General features: G+C 70.5%; 15 protein-coding genes. 12 read left to right on the top strand and 3 right to left on the bottom strand.

Annotation, left to right across the window (positions count from 1 at the left end; genetic code table 11):
- Window positions 1-84 precede the first annotated feature (84 nt).
- From UA74_RS07905 to UA74_RS07875, 7 genes are all read left to right on the top strand, one after another.
- A complete protein-coding gene (locus UA74_RS07905; protein ID WP_075739689.1) occupies window positions 85-753 on the top strand; it encodes a response regulator transcription factor in 669 nt (222 codons plus the stop codon).
- Window positions 747-1,949, top strand: coding sequence for a sensor histidine kinase (locus UA74_RS07900; RefSeq protein ID WP_075739688.1), 1,203 nt, complete (start codon window positions 747-749; stop codon window positions 1,947-1,949). The genes UA74_RS07905 and UA74_RS07900 overlap by 7 nt, the downstream gene beginning before the upstream one ends.
- A 587-nt stretch (window positions 1,950-2,536) precedes the next feature.
- Window positions 2,537-2,743, top strand: a complete 207-nt coding sequence (locus tag UA74_RS07895; RefSeq protein ID WP_157434054.1) for a hypothetical protein — start codon at window positions 2,537-2,539, stop codon at window positions 2,741-2,743.
- Window positions 2,743-4,392, top strand: a complete 1,650-nt coding sequence (locus UA74_RS07890; protein WP_318533294.1) for a DNA-3-methyladenine glycosylase 2 family protein — start codon at window positions 2,743-2,745, stop codon at window positions 4,390-4,392. The genes UA74_RS07895 and UA74_RS07890 overlap by 1 nt, the downstream gene beginning before the upstream one ends.
- 88 nt (window positions 4,393-4,480) lie before the next feature.
- Window positions 4,481-8,023, top strand: coding sequence for a DUF4132 domain-containing protein (locus tag UA74_RS07885; RefSeq protein WP_075739686.1), 3,543 nt, complete (start codon window positions 4,481-4,483; stop codon window positions 8,021-8,023).
- Between the two features lie 301 nt (window positions 8,024-8,324).
- Window positions 8,325-8,765 carry a hypothetical protein gene (locus UA74_RS07880; RefSeq protein ID WP_075739685.1) on the top strand — a complete coding sequence of 147 codons (441 nt, stop codon included), beginning with the start codon at window positions 8,325-8,327 and terminating at the stop codon, window positions 8,763-8,765.
- A complete protein-coding gene (locus tag UA74_RS07875) occupies window positions 8,762-9,370 on the top strand; it encodes a flavodoxin family protein (RefSeq protein ID WP_075739684.1) in 609 nt (202 codons plus the stop codon). Before UA74_RS07880 ends, UA74_RS07875 begins: the two co-directional genes overlap by 4 nt.
- 89 nt (window positions 9,371-9,459) lie before the next feature.
- Here UA74_RS07875 and UA74_RS07870 read toward each other — a convergent pair whose 3' ends face one another.
- Complete coding sequence (locus UA74_RS07870) at window positions 9,460-10,320, bottom strand: SDR family oxidoreductase (protein WP_075764139.1); 861 nt, start codon at window positions 10,318-10,320, stop codon at window positions 9,460-9,462.
- 380 nt (window positions 10,321-10,700) lie between these two features.
- On the opposite strand from UA74_RS07870, the gene UA74_RS07865 reads away from it, so the two are divergent.
- The 3 genes from UA74_RS07865 to UA74_RS07855 are packed head-to-tail and all read left to right on the top strand — an operon-like array spanning window position 10,701 to window position 13,833.
- On the top strand, window positions 10,701-11,750 hold the full coding sequence (locus UA74_RS07865) for an acyl-CoA dehydrogenase family protein (protein WP_232237669.1): 1,050 nt from the start codon (window positions 10,701-10,703) through the stop codon (window positions 11,748-11,750).
- Window positions 11,747-13,039: a bifunctional PIG-L family deacetylase/class I SAM-dependent methyltransferase gene (locus tag UA74_RS07860; RefSeq protein ID WP_075764137.1), complete on the top strand. Its 1,293-nt coding sequence runs from the start codon at window positions 11,747-11,749 to the stop codon at window positions 13,037-13,039. Before UA74_RS07865 ends, UA74_RS07860 begins: the two co-directional genes overlap by 4 nt.
- Complete coding sequence (locus tag UA74_RS07855) at window positions 13,036-13,833, top strand: glycosyltransferase (RefSeq protein WP_075764135.1); 798 nt, start codon at window positions 13,036-13,038, stop codon at window positions 13,831-13,833. Before UA74_RS07860 ends, UA74_RS07855 begins: the two co-directional genes overlap by 4 nt.
- Here UA74_RS07855 and UA74_RS07850 read toward each other — a convergent pair.
- Window positions 13,766-14,230, bottom strand: a complete 465-nt coding sequence (locus UA74_RS07850) for an SRPBCC family protein (RefSeq protein ID WP_075766039.1) — start codon at window positions 14,228-14,230, stop codon at window positions 13,766-13,768. The genes UA74_RS07855 and UA74_RS07850 overlap by 68 nt on opposite strands.
- Window positions 14,231-14,479: 249 nt before the next feature.
- Here UA74_RS07850 and UA74_RS07845 point away from each other — a divergent pair, with 249 nt between their 5' ends.
- Window positions 14,480-15,274: a hypothetical protein gene (locus UA74_RS07845; RefSeq protein ID WP_075766037.1), complete on the top strand. Its 795-nt coding sequence runs from the start codon at window positions 14,480-14,482 to the stop codon at window positions 15,272-15,274.
- 62 nt (window positions 15,275-15,336) lie between these two features.
- On the opposite strand, the gene UA74_RS07840 is transcribed toward UA74_RS07845, so the two are convergent.
- On the bottom strand, window positions 15,337-16,110 hold the full coding sequence (locus UA74_RS07840; protein ID WP_232237668.1) for an AfsR/SARP family transcriptional regulator: 774 nt from the start codon (window positions 16,108-16,110) through the stop codon (window positions 15,337-15,339).
- A gap of 592 nt (window positions 16,111-16,702) precedes the next feature.
- Between UA74_RS07840 and UA74_RS07830 the strand changes: the two genes are divergently transcribed.
- The gene (locus tag UA74_RS07830) at window positions 16,703-17,725 is read left to right on the top strand and encodes an LLM class flavin-dependent oxidoreductase (RefSeq protein WP_075739678.1); all 1,023 of its coding nucleotides are present in this window, start codon (window positions 16,703-16,705) and stop codon (window positions 17,723-17,725) included.
- Window positions 17,726-18,176: the final 451 nt, after the last annotated feature.

Raw genomic sequence — 18,176 nt, 5'->3', positions numbered from 1 at the left:
CCGATCCGAAAAGTCGTTATGTCGCTCAAACAAGCACGGCGTTACCGTCCGGATCGATAATCACCCCCGTGAGCGGAGATGACGATGCGCGTACTGGTCGCGGAGGACGAGAAGGCCCTCGCCGGGTACATCGCAGAAGGACTGCGGGACGAGTCGATGTCGGTCGATCTCGCCTATGACGGCACCACCGCGCTCGAGAAACTGTCCGCCGACTGTTATGACGTCGTGGTGCTGGACCGGGACCTTCCCGGCACCCACGGCGACGAGGTCTGCAGGCAGCTCGTCGAGTACGGCGGTCTCACCCGGGTGCTGATGCTCACCGCATTGGCCGACGTCCCCGACCGGATCGCGGGGCTGCGACTGGGCGCCGACGACTACCTCGGCAAGCCGTTCGACTTCGACGAACTCGTCGCCAGGCTCCACGCTCTCGGTCGCCGGTCTCGACCTGCCGTGCCCCCGGTGCTCCGCAGGCATGGCATCGCCCTCGACTCGGCCCGGCGTTCGGTCTCCCGTGACGACCGGCCCGTCGCGTTGTCCAACAAGGAGTTCGGCGTGCTGGCCGTGCTCATGGCGGCGGACGGCACGATCGTCAGCGCCGAGGAGTTGTTGCGCGTCGTGTGGGACGAGCACGCTGATCCCTTCACCAACGCCGTGCGGGTGACCATGTGCAGGCTGCGAGCCAAGCTCGGTTCACCCGGCGTCATCGAGACGCTGCCCGGTGTCGGCTACCGGCTGGGCGGTCCGAGGTGCTGAGCCGTCTCACGCTGCGGTGGCGCCTCACCCTGCTGCACACCGCCATGTTCCTGATCGTCACCGCCGTGGTGGTCGCGATGGTCTACCTCCAGAACCGCGTCGTCATCATGAGGATCAGCGCCGACGCCACACCCGTGGACCTGATGCCGTCGACCTCGGACCAGCCGGTGTCGGGAGAGACGGCACGGGGCTCGGCCGACCCGTCCATGGAGGTGGCGGACGGGATCGCCATCCAGCAGAACGAGGCGTTGGCGAGCCTGCTCGCCCAGTGGATCGTGGCGTTGACCGCCATGACCGTGCTCGCCGGGCTGCTGGCGTGGTGGGTCACCGGACGGGTGCTGAAGCGGGTACACCAGATGACGTCTCAGGCCCGCCGCATCTCCACCGAGAACCTGCACGAACGACTGGCGCTTCAGGGGCGCGATGACGAGATCAAGGAGCTCTCCGACACCTTCGACGCCGTGCTGGCCCGGCTGGAGAACGCGTTCAACGCACAGGCGCGGTTCATCGCCAACGCCTCGCACGAGCTGCGCACGCCGCTCGCCGTGGCGCGCACGACGCTCCAGGTCGGGCTCGCCACCACGGACCCGGCCCGGGTCCGTCGCGTGCGCGAGGAGTTGCTGCGCAACAACGACCGCTGCACGGCACTGATCAACGGCCTGCTCACCCTGGCCAGGGGGGAGCAGGACCCGCACCGGCTGGAGCCCGTGGACCTGGTCGACGTGGTGCACGACGTCGCCGGTGAACTGACTGCCACCGGGCCCGCCGACCGGCCGCGCCTGCGGATCGACGCGCCCATGCGGTGCATGGTGCTCGGCGATCCCGTCCTGCTCGCGCAGCTGGTGCACAACCTCCTCGGCAACGCCCTGCGCTACAACGTTCCCGGCGGCGAGGTGCTCGTGGAACTCGACACGAGAGGGAGTTTGACGATCGGCAACACCGGCGCGGAGATCAGTCACGACGAGGCGGATCGCCTGTTCGAGCCGTTCTACCGGGGCGCGGTGCGGACCGGTCGGGCCGACGGGGCCGGGCTCGGCCTGTCCATCGTGCGCGCCATCGCCCGGTCCTGCGGCGGCGGGGTCACCGCGCGACCACGGCACGGTGGCGGCCTCGTCGTCGAGGTGGGCATTCCGGCCACGCCGTCGGATTCCGGCGCTCCCGTCGAACGGCTGCCCGGCATGGTGATCGCGGGCTGATCGCGTCGGCCGCCGCCGGACACGGGGTAGGGGAGGATCCGCCGGGATTCCCGCCGCGCGAGGAACGTATCCGAGTGCGTTTCCCGAAAATCATCGGCGAGACGCGCGCTGTGCCGGTCGAGATTCGACGATCGGGTCGCAGGGAGGAACCATAGTCCGTCATCGGGCTCCGCAGAGAATGCGAGTTCACCACGCTGGTCGCCGCCGATCAGGTGCAGAAGGCGGTGTGCACGGCGTCCGGCGCACCTCGGTGACCGGCGAACTGCGGCGACGACCTGTGGGCGGGTCACTCGGCGACTGCGCCGACATCGCAGCGCGGGGCCGCTCACCACCCTGGTGACCGTGACGACGCCGTCCGTTCCCGAGCCGAACCTGGCCGGGTAGGCAGGCGCCGCGTCCCGCACAGGCCAAGACTGTCAACAGCACCGCGATGACGGGTGCCGTCACCCACCAGATCCACTTCGGCATGGCGGGGAAGGAACTCCCGGCCGCCGCTCGATCCCCCCGCAGCAGCCCTGCCTACCGGCCTCAGGCCAATGTCCGAAATCCGCTAGACCAGGCCGCGTCGGAGCGGTGGAATGGACGCCGTGAACACCACACTCGCCGCCGAGGACCGTCGCCGGGACGGCCTGCACGAGTCCTCGCGGCCACTCGCCACCGCCCACCCCCGGGCCGGGACGGACACCCCGCGCAGGGGAACCGCAGGCGCCCCGGCCGTCCAGACCGCGAGTGCCGGGGTCGACTGGTCACCGGACCGGCCTGCCGGCGTCCTGCCGACGGGCGACGGCCGCTGATGCCCGAGCGAACCGGGAAGGCGGCCATGCTCACCGACCAGGGTGCGCGGCGATCGAGTGTGCCGGACGGCGGAGGGCGCTGCGCGATGGGCGATCCGGCGTTCGCCGAGCGTTATCGGGCGATCGATGCCCGCGACACCCGCTTCGACGGCCAGTTCTTCACGGCCGTCTCCTCGACCGGCATCTACTGCAGGCCGTCATGCCCGGCACGCACCCCGAAGATGCAGAACGTCACGTTCTTCCTGACCTCGGCAGCCGCCCACGAGGCCGGCTATCGCGCGTGCCGACGCTGCCTGCCCGAGGCGGCGCCCGGCACCCCGGAATGGGACCTGCGTCGTGATCTGGCCGGCCGTGCCATGCGGCTGATCGTCGACGGCGTCGTGGACCGCGAAGGCGTGGAGAGCCTGGCCGCACGCCTGGGCTACAGCGGGCGGCATGTGCACCGCCTGCTGTCGGCGGAACTCGGTGCCGGACCACTCTCGCTGGCCAGGGCACGGCGGGCGCAGACGGCGCGCAGTCTGCTCGTCGGAACGGACCTCCGACTGGCCGATGTCGCGTTCGCCGCCGGCTTCGGCTCGGTGCGGCAGTTCAACGACACCATCCTGGAGGTGTTCGCCGCTCGGCCCGGCGAGCTGCGGGCCAGAGGCAGGCGTGGCGCCGTCGAGTCCGTCGCCGACGAGAGCGCGCCGGAGGGCGGAGCCCCGGTGCGGCTCAGCCTGGCGCTGCCAATGCGGCAGCCGTTCGACGCGCCGGGGCTGTTCCGGTTCCTGGCGGCGCGCGCGGTCGGTGGCGTCGAGGTCGCCGAGGTCGCCGACGAGGACAGGCTGCGGTACGCCCGCACGCTCGTCCTGCCGCACGGACCGGGCGCGGTGGAGATCGTGGCGACCGACGCAGGCGCAGGATGGCGAGTCCAGGCGACGCTGGAGCTGTCTTCCCTTGCCGACGTCGCCACCGCCGTGGCGCGCGTGCGACGAATGCTGGATCTGGACTCGGACCCGGTCGCCGTCGACACCGCGCTGTCCTCGGACCGGGTGCTGGCGCCGCTCGTCGCGGCCACGCCGGGAATCCGGCTGCCCGGCGCGGTGGACCCGCACGAACTCGTCATCCGCGCGATCGTCGGACAACAGATATCCGTGGCCGCAGCCCGTACTCACCTGACCCGTCTCACTGCGACGCTGGGCACGCCCTATACCTCCTCCATCACCGGGCTGAACCGACTCTTCCCCACGCCTGCCGACATCGCGGCCGGGGTGGCCGCGCCTGCGGTGGGCGAGCCGGGGGACCCCGACCGCCCCTTGCGGCTTCCCGGCCGGTCGGTGCGCACCGTCACCACCACGGCGCGCGCCCTGGCCGACGGCGAACTGTGCGTCGACGTCGGCGCCGATACCGAATCGCTTCGCGAGCAGCTCGTGAGTCGACCGGGGATCGGCCCGTGGACCGCGTCCTACCTCGCGATGCGCGTGCTCGGGGAACCCGATGCCTGGTTGCCGGGGGACGTCGCGCTGGTCGCGGGGGCCACTGCTCTCGGTCTGCTCGACCCGGACCTGTCGAAGCAGGCGGCGCACCGTGCCCTGGCCGACCACGCCACCAGATGGGCACCGTGGCGCGCCTATGCCGCGATGCACCTGTGGCAGGCCGCGTCGGCGTGAGACGACCCGACGCCGGACTCGCGCCACGCCGAAGAGTCGGCGTCGATCATTAGGGTTCCCAACCACCTCAGAGGACAGGGAGCATGGCGTGCGCAGGTGGGAACTCGTCGGTGACGGTTCGGACAGGTTCTGGGAGGTCGCCACCGACGGAGCCGAGGTGACCGTCCGATTCGGATGGAGCGGCGCCGCCGGGCAGACGAAGACGACCTCCTTCGGCTCCGAGGCCGCCGCGTCCGCTCAGGTCATGAGGCTGATCGCGGAGAAGGAGAAGAAGGGCTACCGAGCAGTGATCTGGCAGGCTGCTCCGGCACCGACACAGTCGTCGGACCCGGTCAGCCCCGCAGCCGAGGCAGCAGGCTCGCCGGGGCAGCCCGCTCAGCCCGTCGACCAGTCGCTGGAGAATCCCGTGTTCACCGTGCCCGCCAGGTGGTGGCCGCACGTCCACGAGCGGCGCGGCGGACGGGTGCGGTGGGACGCCGTTCCCGAGCCCGACGCGGTGGAGAAGGTACGGGCCACCGTGGCAGGCGCGAAGTCGGATCTGGAGGTCGTGTTCGACCATCCGGAGAGCGACGGACAGTTGGTCGACGTGGTCCGTGCCCATCTCGCCGGGGACGTGACGCCGACGGGCGCCGCAGCGGTGGCCGCGCTGGTGGCCGACGATGCGAGACTGAAGCCCGAGCTTCGGCTGCTGCCCGACGCGTGGGTGCTGGAGCACGGCCTGGCCTTCGCCGCCCGTGCGGCCATCGAGCTCTACCGGATCGAGGTACATCGGGAACGCATCAACCGGGGCCGGGCCGAAGTACTCCGGAAAGTGCAGGGGCGACCGCACAACAGCGGGATCAACAAGGCGATTGCGCGGCGAGTGCGCTCGCTTCTCGCCGCGACGTCGGAGGCCGCGTACGAGGCGGCGGTGTCCGCGCTGGCGCCCCACCGCGTCGACCTGCTCGCCAGGTGCGTCGCCGCATACCTCGTGCCGACGAGACAGGACTGGGTCGACGAGCTCTGCGACGAGATGGAGCGGACCGACACGCTCTCGGACACGTCGATGGTGTTGTGCTCCTTCACCTCGATCGCCCAGCTGATCCGGCTGAGTTCGAACCGGAAGATCCTGTGGGAGTTGGAGCGCCAGGAATTCCTGCACACCCTGGCCGACGGCATCGGCCCCGACCTCGCCCCGATGATCGCGCCGCGCCTCGACAAGAACCTCTACGGGGACGAGCGTGAGCTGATCTTGGATACGCTCGCCGCGTTCCCGACTGCGGAGGCCTTCGATCTGCTGCTGGTCCGGTTGGACAAGAAGCAGGTGCTGCCCACCGTGCTCGACATGGCCCGCAGGTACCCGCTGCTGGCGCTCCGGCGGTTCGCCTCGGCTCGGGAGCCTGCGGTTCGTTCGCTGTTGGCGGATCAGCTGCGGCGTTACCCCGAGCTTGCCGATCGAATCGAGGAGACCGAGGAGACACGCGCGATCGTCGGGCAGCTGCGCACGGCGGCCGCGAGCGTCCAGGAGGCGCCGGTCGAGGCGCTGCCCGCCGTCCTGGTCACGCCCCCGTGGACCGTGCGGCGGAAGGCTGTCACACCGGTGGTGGTCAAGGACCTCGTGGTGCCGGCGTACCGGGCCGTGGCGTGGGCGCCGGGCGAGGAGGCCGAATGGGCGGCGGCCGCCTTCTCCTACCATCACCGGGAGACGGACTGGCGAGCAGCGATCGAGGACTTCCGGGCCGGGAGGCTCGACCACCACCGGCAGGTCGTGATGTTCGAGACGGGACCGGTCGAGGAACTCCGTCCGCTGGTGTCCGAGTGGCGTCCGACGGGACCGTTCCACCACGTCAGGCTGTCCAAGGTGCTGCTGGCTCGGTTCGGGGTCGATGCGTTTCCGACCGTTCTGCACCTCATCGCGGGCGAGAAGCCGGACAAGCTGGTCCTGCCCATGGTCTGCGTCGAGGTGGCAGAGCTCCTCGCGGACCGGCTGGTGCGGTACAAGTCGTCGCGTGAGCTGGTCATGACGTGGCTGCGTCGCCACGCCGTTCACGCGGGTCGGTTCCTGGTGCCCGTCGCTCTCGGTCCCGCAGGTGCCCGGCGCAGGGCAGCGGAGGCGATGGTGCGACTGATTCCGCAGCAGGCGCGGGAGGCGGCGCGGGAGCACGGCCCCGAGGCGGAGAAGGCGATCGACGCCTTCCTCGGCGTCGACCCGTTGTCTCTGCTGCCTGCCAGGATTCCGGTCCCCGGTGAGTGGGCGGCACCGCAGATGTTCCCGAGGGTGCTCCTGCGCGGAACGGACCAGGCGCTGCCGCTCGAGGCCACCGGCCTGCTGCTCACCATCCTGGCGTTGAGCACCCCCGACGACGTGTACGCCGGTGTGGAGATCGTCCGCGAGGCGTGCGAGCCCACGTCGCTGGCTCGTTTTTCGTGGGAGGTGTTCCTGCTGTGGCAGGCGAACGGGATGCCATCGAAAGACCGCTGGGTGATGACGGCGCTCGGCCTGCTGGGTGACGACGACGTGGTGGCGAGGCTGACTCCGCTGATTCGAACGTGGCCCGGCGAGGGACAGCACGCCAGGGCGGTGTCGGGGCTCGACGTGTTGACGGCGATCGGCACCGACGCGGCCCTGATCGCCCTGAACACCATCGCGCGGCGGGCGAAGTTCGGCGGGCTCAGGCAACGCGCCGAGAACAAGATCCGAGAGGTGGCGGCCGAGCTCGGCTTGACCGGCGAGCAGCTGTCCGACCGGCTGGTGCCGGACTTCGGCCTGGACGCCGCAGGCAGATTGGTGATCGATTACGGGCCGCGGAGCTTCACCATCGGTTTCGACGAGCAGCTCACGCCGTACGTGCTGGACGGGAAAGGTGCGCGGCGCAAGGCCCTGCCCAAGCCGGGCGCCAAAGACGATCCGGAACTCGCCCCAGCCGAGCACAAGCGGTTCGGGCAGCTGAAGAAGGAGGTGCGGGCGATCGCCTCCGATCAGATTCGCAGGCTGGAAGACGCGATGGTGGTGATGCGCCAGTGGTCCGCCGCCGAGTTCCACCGGCTGCTCGTCGGGCACCCGCTGCTGCAGCACCTCGTGCGGCGCCTCGTGTGGATCGCCGAGGACGGGCCGTCGTTCCGGGTCGCCGAGGACGGCACTCTGGCCGACGTGCACGACGACGTGTTCGAGTTGCCTGCGGATGCCCAGGTGCTGGTGGCGCACCCGCTGTCGCTGGCCGACGACGTGGCGACGTGGTCGGGGGTGTTCGCCGATTACGAGCTCCTCCAACCGTTCCCACAGTTGGGCCGACCGGTGTACCGGCTCGACGAGAGCGAACAGGCAGGTTCGAGGCTGGAGCGGTTCACGAACGCCGAGGTGGAGCTCGGCGGCCTGCTGAGCCTGACCAGACGCGGCTGGCAGCGAGGAGCGCCGATGGACGCCGGAATCGAGCACGAGATCACCAGACCGCTGCCCGGCGGCGGCGACATCGTGGTGACCATCTCGCCGGGCATCACGGTCGGCATGCCGGACATGTGGGGCGATCAACAGCTCGGCGACATCCGGATCGTGGGCGGGCGGAGCTTCGAAGAACTGCATCCCGTGACGGCCTCGGAGGTCCTGCGCGAGCTGACCGGGCTGAAGCCGAGGCACCGCACCGTCGCGGTGTAGGGCCGCGTCCGGACCCCGGGAGCGCGGCCGCCCCACCGCCTCCCTGGGTCCGGCCACGCCGGTTGCGGACGCGTCCACCGTCGGACGTCCGTCAGCCGCCACGCGAGGCGAATCGACTGGAACCCCGGACACCATCGGTCACTACCGCGACTTCGAGCGGTCGGGCGCCACACGAGTCCCTGCTGCCCCGTCGGTGGGCGATCACACCACCGACGTCCTGCCCTGCTCGCATCGCGCGGGGCCGGGTCAGCAACCCAGGAGCCGAGGTGTCCGGCGGCACGGCACGGGGTAGTCGAGCGGCATGAATCCCGACGCGTTCGGGTCGACGGCGGCTCCGTGCCTGCTGCGGTTCGCCTTCGACCCTCGGTTTCGACTGCTGCTCGCCGCGATCGGTGTGCGGCCCACCACCAGCGGCGTGGTCGTGGGCGCCGACGGACTCGACGTCCGCTTCGGTCCGTGGCGGGTACGCACACCGCTCGCGAACCTGCTGCCTGCCGAGGTGACCGGGCCCTATCGCGCGGCCAGGTCGGTGGGTCCCCGGCTCTCGTTGGCGGATCGCGGACTGACCTTCGGCACCGGTGCAGGCCGAGGCGCCTGCGTCCGATTCCACGAGCCCGTCACCGGCATCGAGCCGTTCGGGACGGTCCGCCATCCGGCGCTGACCATGACGCTCGCCGAACCAGAGCTGTTCGTGCACTGCCTGACCCGATTCCACGAGGACGGCGACAGGAGCAGATCATGACCGCCCTTCGCGCACTGGCACTCGTCTGCAGTCTCAAACCCTCTCCCGCCCGATCCAGCAGCAGTCTGCTCGCCCAGCAGGTGTTGGATCAGCTCGCCGAGCACGACGTGACCGGCGAGCTGATCCGGGTCGCCGATCACGACGTCCGGGCAGGTGTGGAGACGGACATGGGCGGCGGCGATGCCTGGCCGGAGATCCGCCGCAGGATCGCGGACGCCGACATCCTGTTGATCTCGACGCCGACGTGGCTCGGTCACCCGTCCAGCATCGCGCAACGGGTGCTGGAACGACTCGACGCCGCACTCTCCGACACCGATGACGAAGGCCGCCCCGCGATGTTCGGCAAGGTCGCGATCGCCGCCGTCGTCGGTAATGAGGACGGCGCGCACAAGATCATCGCAGACCTGTTCCAGGGCCTGAACGACGTGGGATTCAGCATTCCCGCGCAGGGTTCGACCTACTGGAACGGGGAGGCCATGAAGCCGGTCGACTACCAGGATCTCGACGAGACGCCCTCGGCAGTCGCCGCCACGAACAAGACCGCGGCCCGCAATGCGGCCCATCTCGCCCGGCTCCTGCGCGCGCAGCGGTATCCCGCCGAATAGGGCGCGAATCTCCGCGCCTGCCGGACGAGGCATCCCGTTGCACAGGCTCGACGTCGGCCGCCGGGGCGACCCCGGTCACCGCGCCGAGGTCAGCCCGGCGTGGTCTCCCCGCCGAGTGCGGCGATCACCTCGCCGCTGTAATAGCCGGAGAGCCGATTCGAGGCGAGGAACACGTAGGACGGCGCGAGGTCGTCGGGGTGCGCCGCCTCGTCGAACGGAACCTGGCTCCCGAACTCCTTCACCTTCTCCGCCGGGAAGGTGGCCGGGATGAGCGGCGTCCACACCGGCCCCGGCGCCACACAGTTCACCCGGATTCGCCGATCGGCCAGGGCCTGCGCCATCGCGTAGGTCCAGGCGTGGATCGCGCCCTTGGTGGCCGAGTAGTCGATGAGGGACTTGTTGCCGCGCAGGCCGTTCACCGAGCCGGTGTTGATGATGACGCTCCCGTCACCCAGGTGCGGCAGCGCCGCCGACGTCACCCGGAAGTAGCTGTGGATGTTCACGTCGAAGGTGTGCAGCCACTGCTCGTCGGTGATCTCCTCCGGCGAGTCGACCGGCCGCTGCGTCGCGAGATTGTTGACCAGGATGTCCAGCCCGCCGAGTTGCCGCACGGTCTGATCGACGACCTCACGACACTGTGCGACATCCGCGAGGTCGCCGGGGAGCAGCACACAGCGACGGCCCTCGGCGCGCACCAGTGCGGCGGTCCGTTCCGCGTCGTCGTGCTCCGTCAGGTAGGCGACGGCCACGTCGGCGCCCTCCTTGGCGAAGGCGGCCGCGACGGCACGGCCGATCCCCGAGTCGCCACCGGTGATCAACGCCCGTCTGCCCGAGAACAGTCCTCGACCCTCGTAGTCGGCCATGGCGTCACGCGGCCGGGGCTCCATGTCCGCCGTGACACCCGGGGGCTTCTGCTGCTGACGCGGCTGCTTGGCGTTCGATTCCGGCATGACTCCTCCTGATTCGGGTCCGTCGTGCGGGCATTCCGTCGTGCGGGCGGTCGGCAAGGCCCGGGATCTGGTCAGCCGCCGGACCGGCTCCCGGCTCCGCTTCGGCCGCAGGCGACGGCGAGACGGCTCGCCGCCTGCCCGGGAGGCTCGTCGAAACCGTGGCGATACCCCGGGACGACCGCAGGGCAGCGCCTGCGTCGCGACACTCGACGACCGAATACCCGTGTCGCAGGCCGGTGAAACGGATCATCGCGCCGCCCAGACATCGGCAGCACGGCAACGGCATCGCCCGCCCGCTCACCCACACGGGCATCGCGTGTCTCCCCAGGCACAAAGCCGCGCACCGCTTAATCAACACGCTGCGGGGTAGTTGAGAGGGCATGCCGACTCCGAAGGCCGCCCCGATGCCCCCGCTGCTCGAGTCAGCACCACCGAAGCCGCTGCCCGGTTCGAGGACGACCTCGTCGGTGGCCGCCGAACTGCGTGCCATCGCTGCGGCGGGCGAACTGGAACTGCCTCGGCCCGGTGCCGGTGACACCGTCGGGCGGTGGGCGGCGCTGGCCGCCCTGGGCAGGAGAGACCTGGTGCTGGCGAGGCTGGCGGAGGGACACACCGACGCGCTGGCGATCCTTGCCGAAGCGGGCCGAACACCGGTCCCGGATGCGCTGTACGGCGTCTGGGCCGCCCGCTCCTCGGGCACCGGTGCCCAGCTGACCGACGGCGGCCTCTCGGGCACGGTGCGCTTCTGCTCCGGCGCCACCGTCCTGGACCGAGCTCTGGTGGTGGCGGGCGACCGGCTCGTCGAGGTCGACCTGTCTGCCGAGGGCGTCCGCGCCCGGCCGGACAGCTGGCAGGCCGTCGGCATGGACGCCTCCGACAGCGCCGACGTCGAGTTCGACCAAGTCCAGGTACAGGCGGACGCCCTCGTCGGACCACCCGGCTGGTATGTCACCCGGCCGGGTTTCGCCTTCGGCGGCGGCGGCGTCGCGGCGGTCTGGCTCGGCGGCGCGGCCGGGATCGTCGACTCCGTGCGGACCTGGCTGGTCGAGCGCGAGCACGTCGACGAACACCAGTGCGCTCATCTCGGCGCACTGCACACCACCGTGCGGGCGACCGAGGCACTCCTGGCACGAGCAGCCGAACTGATCGATCAACCGACCCGAGACTCCGCAGGCTCCGCCGGTCGGGACCACCTCGACCGGCCCGACCAGCTGGAGACACTCATCCAGACCTGTCGTGCCGCCGCCGAGCGCACCGCCTGCGAGGTGCTGGACCGGGCTCCGAAGGTCGCCGGCCCGACGCCGATGTGTCGAGATCGACGGTTCGCGCAACGGCTGGCCGACCTGCTCGTCTACGTTCGTCAGCATCACGCGGAACGTGATCTCGCAACGCTCGGGCGCCGGGTGCTGGCCGGGGAGCACGACCGATGAGCAGCCCGGTCGTCGAGGACGAGTGGCAGGCAGCCCTAGCCGCCCGAGACCTCCGCGCCTTCCGCCTCCAGGACTTCTCCCGTGCGCTGGTGGTCGCCGCGCATCCCGACGACGAGACGCTGGGCGTCGGCGGTCTGCTGCACCGCCTACACGACGACGGCATCGAGGTGACGTTGGTCCTGGCCACCGACGGGGAGGGCGCGTTCCCCGACTCGACACCGGCCGAGAAGTCGCAACTGGCCGAGACCCGCCGCCGCGAACTGAACGAGTCGCTCGATGCACAGGGCCTCGACGCGGTGCGGCCGGTCTGGTTGGGTCTCCCGGACTCCGGCCTGTCCCGCCACCGCCGAGAGCTGACCGAGAGACTCGCCGAACTCGCGAAGGGCCGTGATCTCTGTCTTGCCCCGTGGCCGGATGATCCGCACCCCGACCATCAGGCGGCAGGCCTCGCGATGCTGGCGGCCGCCCCGGTCGGCGCCCACTGCTGGTCCTATCCGATCTGGCTGTGGCACCGGCTCCATCCCGACGATGCATCGATCCCCTGGGATCGTGCCTGCCGGCTCCGACTCTCCGAGACCGACCGACAGCGCAAGAGCGCGGGCATCGCCGCCTTCGCTTCGCAGCTCACACCGGGCCCGCGCGGGGAGGAGCCGATCCTGCCGCCGGCAGTGCTCGCCCATTTCGAGCGGGACACCGAGATCGTCTTCCGCGAGCCGCCGCGCACGTCGGCACCGGAACACCGATTCGCCGAACTCTATGCACGCGACGCCGACCCCTGGCGGGTCTCGACAGACTGGTACGAGATTCGCCGACGGGCGATCGTGTCGGCCGCCCTGCCTGCTCGGCGGTACGGCTGCGCCGTCGAGCCTGCCTGCGGCATCGGCGCACTCACCCTGGTGCTTGCGCAGCGCTGCGACCGGCTGCTGGCCTTCGACCCGATCGCCTCGGCGGTGGAGCGGACGCGCTTCGCGTGCAGCGGTCGGTCGTCCGTCGACGTCAGAGTGGGATCGCTGCCCGCCGATCTGCCGCCGGGTCCGCAGGATCTCCTGGTGTACAGCGAGATCCTGTACTACCTCGACGACCGAGACCTGACCGCGACGATCGAGGCGTCCGTCGCCTGCCTACGCCCCGGCGGCCACCTGCTTGCCGTGCACTGGCGGTCCTGGCCGCCCGAGGCGCCGCGCGACGGCGAGGATGTCCACCGCAGGCTGCTCGCGCATCCGGCGCTGACTCCACTGATCGAGCACGTGGAGGACGAGTTCCTCCTTCACGTGCTGGAGCGCCGATGATCACGGCCGTCGGTGTCGTGATCCCGGCTCGTGACGAGGGCTGCCTGCTCGGGGCGTGTCTCCAGGCGCTGCGCCGCGCGCTCCTGGAGCTTCCTCCACGCCTCGGACGGGCCGTCTGCGTCGTCGCCGACCGCTGTACCGACGACACGGCAGCCGTCGCCAGGGCCGCGTTCGGTGGCTGGCGGGCCGGGCTGGTGGAGTCGAACGGCCGAGAACTCCCCATCGGACTCCTCCGGGATCACGGCGTTCGTGCCCTGCGCCCGCTGCTGCGCGGGCATTCCCCGTCGCGCACCCTCCTGCTGAACACCGACGCCGATTCGACGGTCGATTCAGGATGGGCGCGAGAGCACGTGGCCCGCGCGGCCGAGGGCAGCCACGCGATCGCGGGGATGGCCGACCTCGACCTGCTGTCGCTGTCGCCGCACGCCCGTGCCCGCTACCAGCGGGTCATCGACGGCGTCCGGCGCCGAGAGGGGCACGGGAACGTCTACTGCGCCAACCTGGCGGTCCGCGCCGACGCCTACGCGTCGGTCGGCGGCTTCGGGCCGGTCCCGACCGGTGAGGATCATGATCTGTGGCGAAGGCTGGAGCAGGCGGGCTATCTGCTGCGTTTCGACTCCGGTGCCCGCGTGACCACCAGCCCTCGACTCACCGGCCGGGCCCGACATGGTCTCGCCGATCTGCTGCGCTCCCTGCACGACGCGCCTGCCGATCGAGCGCCTGAGGTCATCGCCCTGGCGGACTCACGTCCCCTCGCCAGCTCCCAGTCGGCCGACCATCCCGGTTCTCGATGAACTGCTTGAACCGTGCCAGGTCGCCCTTCACCCGGTTGTCGACGATACCCAGCTTGTCGCCTGCCTTCTCGACGAATCCCTGCGGATCGATGTCGAACTGCGCGGTGACCCTCGTCTTGGCATCGGCCAGGCGATGGAAGGTCACCACGCCTGCGTGGGTCGGTCCGTGGTCGGACTTCCAGGCGACCCGTTCGTCCGGGTGCTGCTCGATGATCGTCGCGTCGAATTCACGATGGGCGCCGCCGAATCCGACCCGCCAATGGGTGTGCGTGTCGTCGATCTGACGAATCTCCTCGACCCCCTCCATGAAGCGCGGAAAGGACTCGAACTGCGTCCACTGGTCGTAGGCGGCGGACACGTCCACGTCGACGTCGATCGACTCGGTGATAGTGGTCAAGGCTGCCTCCTTCATAGGATCGTGATTCGGCTTCCACTTGCCCGTGTACCCCGCTCCCCCGGCTCGCGAAACGAGGCGCAGGCAGGCGCGGCGACGACCGGCACGGCGGAGCAGGCTGAAGGCCGAGGAGCGCGAGCCGGGCGACCACCGCCGAACAGCGGGCGGGCGCGCGGTGATAGTTCGAATATAGCGACCGCTCTTATCGTGCTGCCCAGCATTCAGGCCGCAGGAGAGAACGGAGAGTCGACGATGGCTCAGCACCTCGATCGGCGACGTCTGCTGACGATGTCCCTCGCCTCGGTGGGAGCGGGAATCCTCACCGGGATGACGATCCGGCCGGGGGCGGCCTCGGCCGCCGACGAATTCGACCAGGATCTGCCACCGGTGCCGGGCATGAGTGGCGACCGACAGGCCAACGAGATGTGGTATCAGTTCGACGACATCACGCTGTATCACCGGATTCCGGAGGTCGAGCAGGCCTTCGTCGAGATGCATGCGGTGTTCGGCGACGGCTTCGTCAAGCTGATCTATGACACCTGGCTCGAGCTGAGTGCGTCACCGGGATACTCGGCCGAGTTCGCCGAGTTCGTCGCCCCGATTCGGGCACCTCTGCAGGCCCTCTCCCGAGTTCAGCTCGGCGTGTTCGACGCCTTCTACCACCCGCAGTCCCCTCGGCTCATCGACGCCTTCTCCTTCTTCGGTCAGGGGCTGCTCTTCGACCCTCGTCGCGCCGAGTTCGAGTTGGAGGTGCACATGATGGAGGGTGATCCGACGCTGAGCTATCACCTGTGGCACGGGTTCCTGCGCGCGATGATGGTCCTGGACATCGATCGCGCACGATGGGCCCGAATCGACCCGCTGATCGGCCTCGCCTGGGCGCTCCAGTCGATCGCCGAGCCCGAGGCGAGGGAGATCAACCCGCCGCTGCCTCGGGAGACGGTGGGCAGGCTGCGTCGGATCTGGCTGCCCCGCACCAGCAGGCAGACCGACGAGGCCTTCCGGGCGTGGCCTTACCCGGCGGAACACGACTCCGTGCGGGCCTGATCCTGATGCGCACCGCCAGGGACCGCGACACGGCGGGCCCGGCCGGTGCGTCGCCGAGGCCGCTAGTGGTCGGCGGCCGAGGCACCGTCGACTCGGACCACCCGACGGTAGGCGTCGCGCAGTACCGTGCCGGGACCGATGCCGAGTTCCCGATCCAGGATCAGCCGCCCCTGTCCGTACACGCCCAGCGCGTCTGCGCGACGGTTGCTGCGCTGCAAGGCGGTCATGAGCTGGGCACGCAGGCGCTCCCGCAGCGGACAGCGGGCGACCAGCTCGACCAGCTCCGGCACGACATGCGAGTGCTCACCGAGGGCCAGGCGTGCCTCGATCCGATCCTCCAGCGCGGCCAGCCGCATCTCCTCCAGCCTGGGCGTCTCGAGATCCCGCAGCGCCTCGGTGACGTCGGCCAACGCCGGACCTCTCCAGAGGCCCAATGCCGCATGCAGCCAGCCCACCGCCGAGGAGGGTCGCCCCTCGGCCAGTTCGCTTTGCCCGAGGCGACTCAGCCGAGCGAAGTCCTCGGCGTCGGAGCGCCGGTCGCCGATGTCCAGCAGGTAGCCTGCGCCGCATCGGACCAGCCTCGCCTCGGGTGCCAAGGCCGCGCGGAGGCGGGAGGCGTAGGTGTGCAGCTGGGCCCGCACCGTCGCAGGCGGACGCCCGCCCCACAGCACCTCGATCAGCAGGTCGTCGGTCATGATCCGGCCGTCGGCCAGGAGCAGCGCCGCCAGCATGGTGCGCGGCTTCTCGCCGCCGAGGACCACCGCCCTGCCGTCGGCGGTGGACACGGTGAACGGGCCGAGAACACGGAATCGCATCCCGCTTCGGCGCTCACCCATCGGCGGGCGACATCGAGGACAGCGGGCCGGGCGAGCGCGCGAGATCGTCAGGGCGGGCGAGGCGCGGAGACCACCACTCCCGACGTGCTCCGGAGGTCACGAGTCGCCGAGGGTCGCTCGCCTTCCGCGCGATCAGCGGGCATCCGATCGGTCGAGACCGGTTTCGGCTGCGGAGTCGCTCCCGCAGGACCGCCTGCCGGAATCCGGTCGGCCGCTCGACTGTCGTCTTCGCCGCCGTCTTCGGGAACTCCGCGATCATGACGGGCGCCTTCCTGGTCAGGTGTCCGGTCGGCAGACTTCGATATACGTCACTCGACGATAAGCGGTGCGGGTTGCGCGGCCCTTGTCTCGGGCTTGCCTGTCGACGAGGCTCTGCCGCCATCGCGCGTCTGAGGATCGGCGGCGTCGTGTCCTCACGGCGGCTGCCGGTGCGGCAGGAGGTTCTCCCCGGACGACGGCGGATCGGGACCGAACGGAACACGACGGCACGCGGGGGAGGCAAGCCGGGAGCAAGAAGCAGGCAGGCGAGATGTCATAGCGTCCCGGGAACTCTCCGGTCTCCGCGTTCGATCATCCGGGTGAAAGGGAAGTCATGACATCGGCGCCAGTCCCCCTCTCCGTACTCGATCTCGCCCCGGTCGGCGCGGATTCCTCCCCCGCCGAGGCGCTGCGCGACAGCGTCCGGCTGGCCCGCGAGGTCGAGGCACTCGGCTATCACCGGTATTGGTTCGCCGAGCACCACAACGTCGCGAGCGTCGCCAGCTGCTCGCCTGCGGTGCTGATCGCCGCCGTGGCGGGAGTCACGACCACGCTCCGAGTCGGCTCCGGCGGCGTGATGCTGCCCAATCACCCGCCGTTGGTGGTCGCGGAGCAGTTCGGAACGCTGGAGGCGCTGCATCCCGGTCGGATCGACCTTGGCATCGGTCGAGCCCCCGCCGCAGACCCTGCAACGGGGGCGGCGCTGCGCCGACCCGAGGTCGAGGACTTCCCCGCACAGCTCGGCGAGCTGCTCCGGAACTTCGGCGATCGACGAGGCGGCGACGGCGAGCGGGTGGTCTCGGCCGTCCCCGCCCGCGACAGCAGGCCGCAACCGTGGCTGCTTGGCGTCAGCAGGCGCAGCGCTGCGCTGGCGGGCATGCTCGGGCTCCCGTTCGCCTACGCCCACCACATCAATCCGCAGCACGCCCGACCGTCGTTGGAGGTCTACCGGTCGGCGTTCCGGTCGACCGGCCTGCTCCCGGCGCCGCGCACCGTGATCTCGGTGGGAGCGGTGTGTGCCGAGACGGACGAGGCGGCCCGCCGCCTTGCCGCGCCTGCCTCGCTGCTCTACGTGCGCCTGCGCAACGGCGACCGCGACCGGCCGCTGCCCTCCCCGCAGGAGGCCGCCGACTACCCTTACACGGCAGATGACCTGGCCCTGGTCGCGCAGCAGAGCGCGGCCCGCTTCGTCGGCTCGCCGGAGACGGTTCGGGCCGGGCTCGACCAGCTGATCGCCACGTCGGGCGCCGACGAACTGATGGTCACCACCCAGGTCGCGGGGCACGAAGATCGCCTCCGGTCCTACGGCCTGCTGGCCGAGGCCTTTGCGCTCGACCGGGCCGCCGTCACGGTCTGAGAGCCTGTCTGTGATCCCCCTGGAGTCGTGAGCGGGGATCAGCGTGGATGAGCTGCCAGGCGGAGGAAAGAGACATAACGGAGTGATGTTGACTGACGACAACGCCGCAGATCGCCGCCGCCTGCCTCGCGCAACAGGAAACTGGGGATTGAAGACAGGCTCTGAGGCTCGGTCGGCGTCGGGCCTCGCCGACGGGATGGCGGCTCGACGCGCCGGATCGGCACCGAGTCGTCGTCTCGGCCCCTCGCCGCCCTGATCGCCAGAGTCCGTCCACGGAGGACGAACCTCCGCGCGATGGTGCCTGCCCGGCGTGGAGATTCTCAGGTTCCGTGCCGTCGGCCTGCGCAGAGGACAGGGCGCCACGCGGCGGGGCGCCGACCGCAGGCGAGCAGCACGCCCGGTCGACGCTCGCGGCCCCGTCCAACGGCGACACACGCGCCGACCGCTCGAT

The sequence above is a fragment of the Actinoalloteichus fjordicus genome (genome assembly GCF_001941625.1).
GTDB lineage: Bacteria > Actinomycetota > Actinomycetes > Mycobacteriales > Pseudonocardiaceae > Actinoalloteichus_A > Actinoalloteichus_A fjordicus.
Note: the sequence above shows the minus strand (reverse complement) of the source record. Positions and strands in the feature narration are given on the sequence as shown.

Excerpts from the sequence above, each read along its gene's own strand:
- UA74_RS07860 (WP_075764137.1), top strand. The coding sequence starts at position 11,747 with ATGAGCAGCCCGGTCGTCGAGGACGAGTGGCAGGCAGCCCTAGCCGCC.
- UA74_RS07855 (WP_075764135.1), top strand. The coding sequence starts at position 13,036 with ATGATCACGGCCGTCGGTGTCGTGATCCCGGCTCGTGACGAGGGCTGC.
- UA74_RS07865 (WP_232237669.1), top strand. The coding sequence starts at position 10,701 with ATGCCGACTCCGAAGGCCGCCCCGATGCCCCCGCTGCTCGAGTCAGCA.
- UA74_RS07830 (WP_075739678.1), top strand. The coding sequence starts at position 16,703 with ATGACATCGGCGCCAGTCCCCCTCTCCGTACTCGATCTCGCCCCGGTC.
- UA74_RS07890 (WP_318533294.1), top strand. The coding sequence starts at position 2,743 with ATGCCCGAGCGAACCGGGAAGGCGGCCATGCTCACCGACCAGGGTGCG.
- UA74_RS07905 (WP_075739689.1), top strand. The coding sequence starts at position 85 with ATGCGCGTACTGGTCGCGGAGGACGAGAAGGCCCTCGCCGGGTACATC.
- UA74_RS07840 (WP_232237668.1), bottom strand. The coding sequence starts at position 16,110 with ATGGGTGAGCGCCGAAGCGGGATGCGATTCCGTGTTCTCGGCCCGTTC.
- UA74_RS07880 (WP_075739685.1), top strand. The coding sequence starts at position 8,325 with ATGAATCCCGACGCGTTCGGGTCGACGGCGGCTCCGTGCCTGCTGCGG.
- UA74_RS07845 (WP_075766037.1), top strand. The coding sequence starts at position 14,480 with ATGGCTCAGCACCTCGATCGGCGACGTCTGCTGACGATGTCCCTCGCC.
- UA74_RS07875 (WP_075739684.1), top strand. The coding sequence starts at position 8,762 with ATGACCGCCCTTCGCGCACTGGCACTCGTCTGCAGTCTCAAACCCTCT.
- UA74_RS07870 (WP_075764139.1), bottom strand. The coding sequence starts at position 10,320 with ATGCCGGAATCGAACGCCAAGCAGCCGCGTCAGCAGCAGAAGCCCCCG.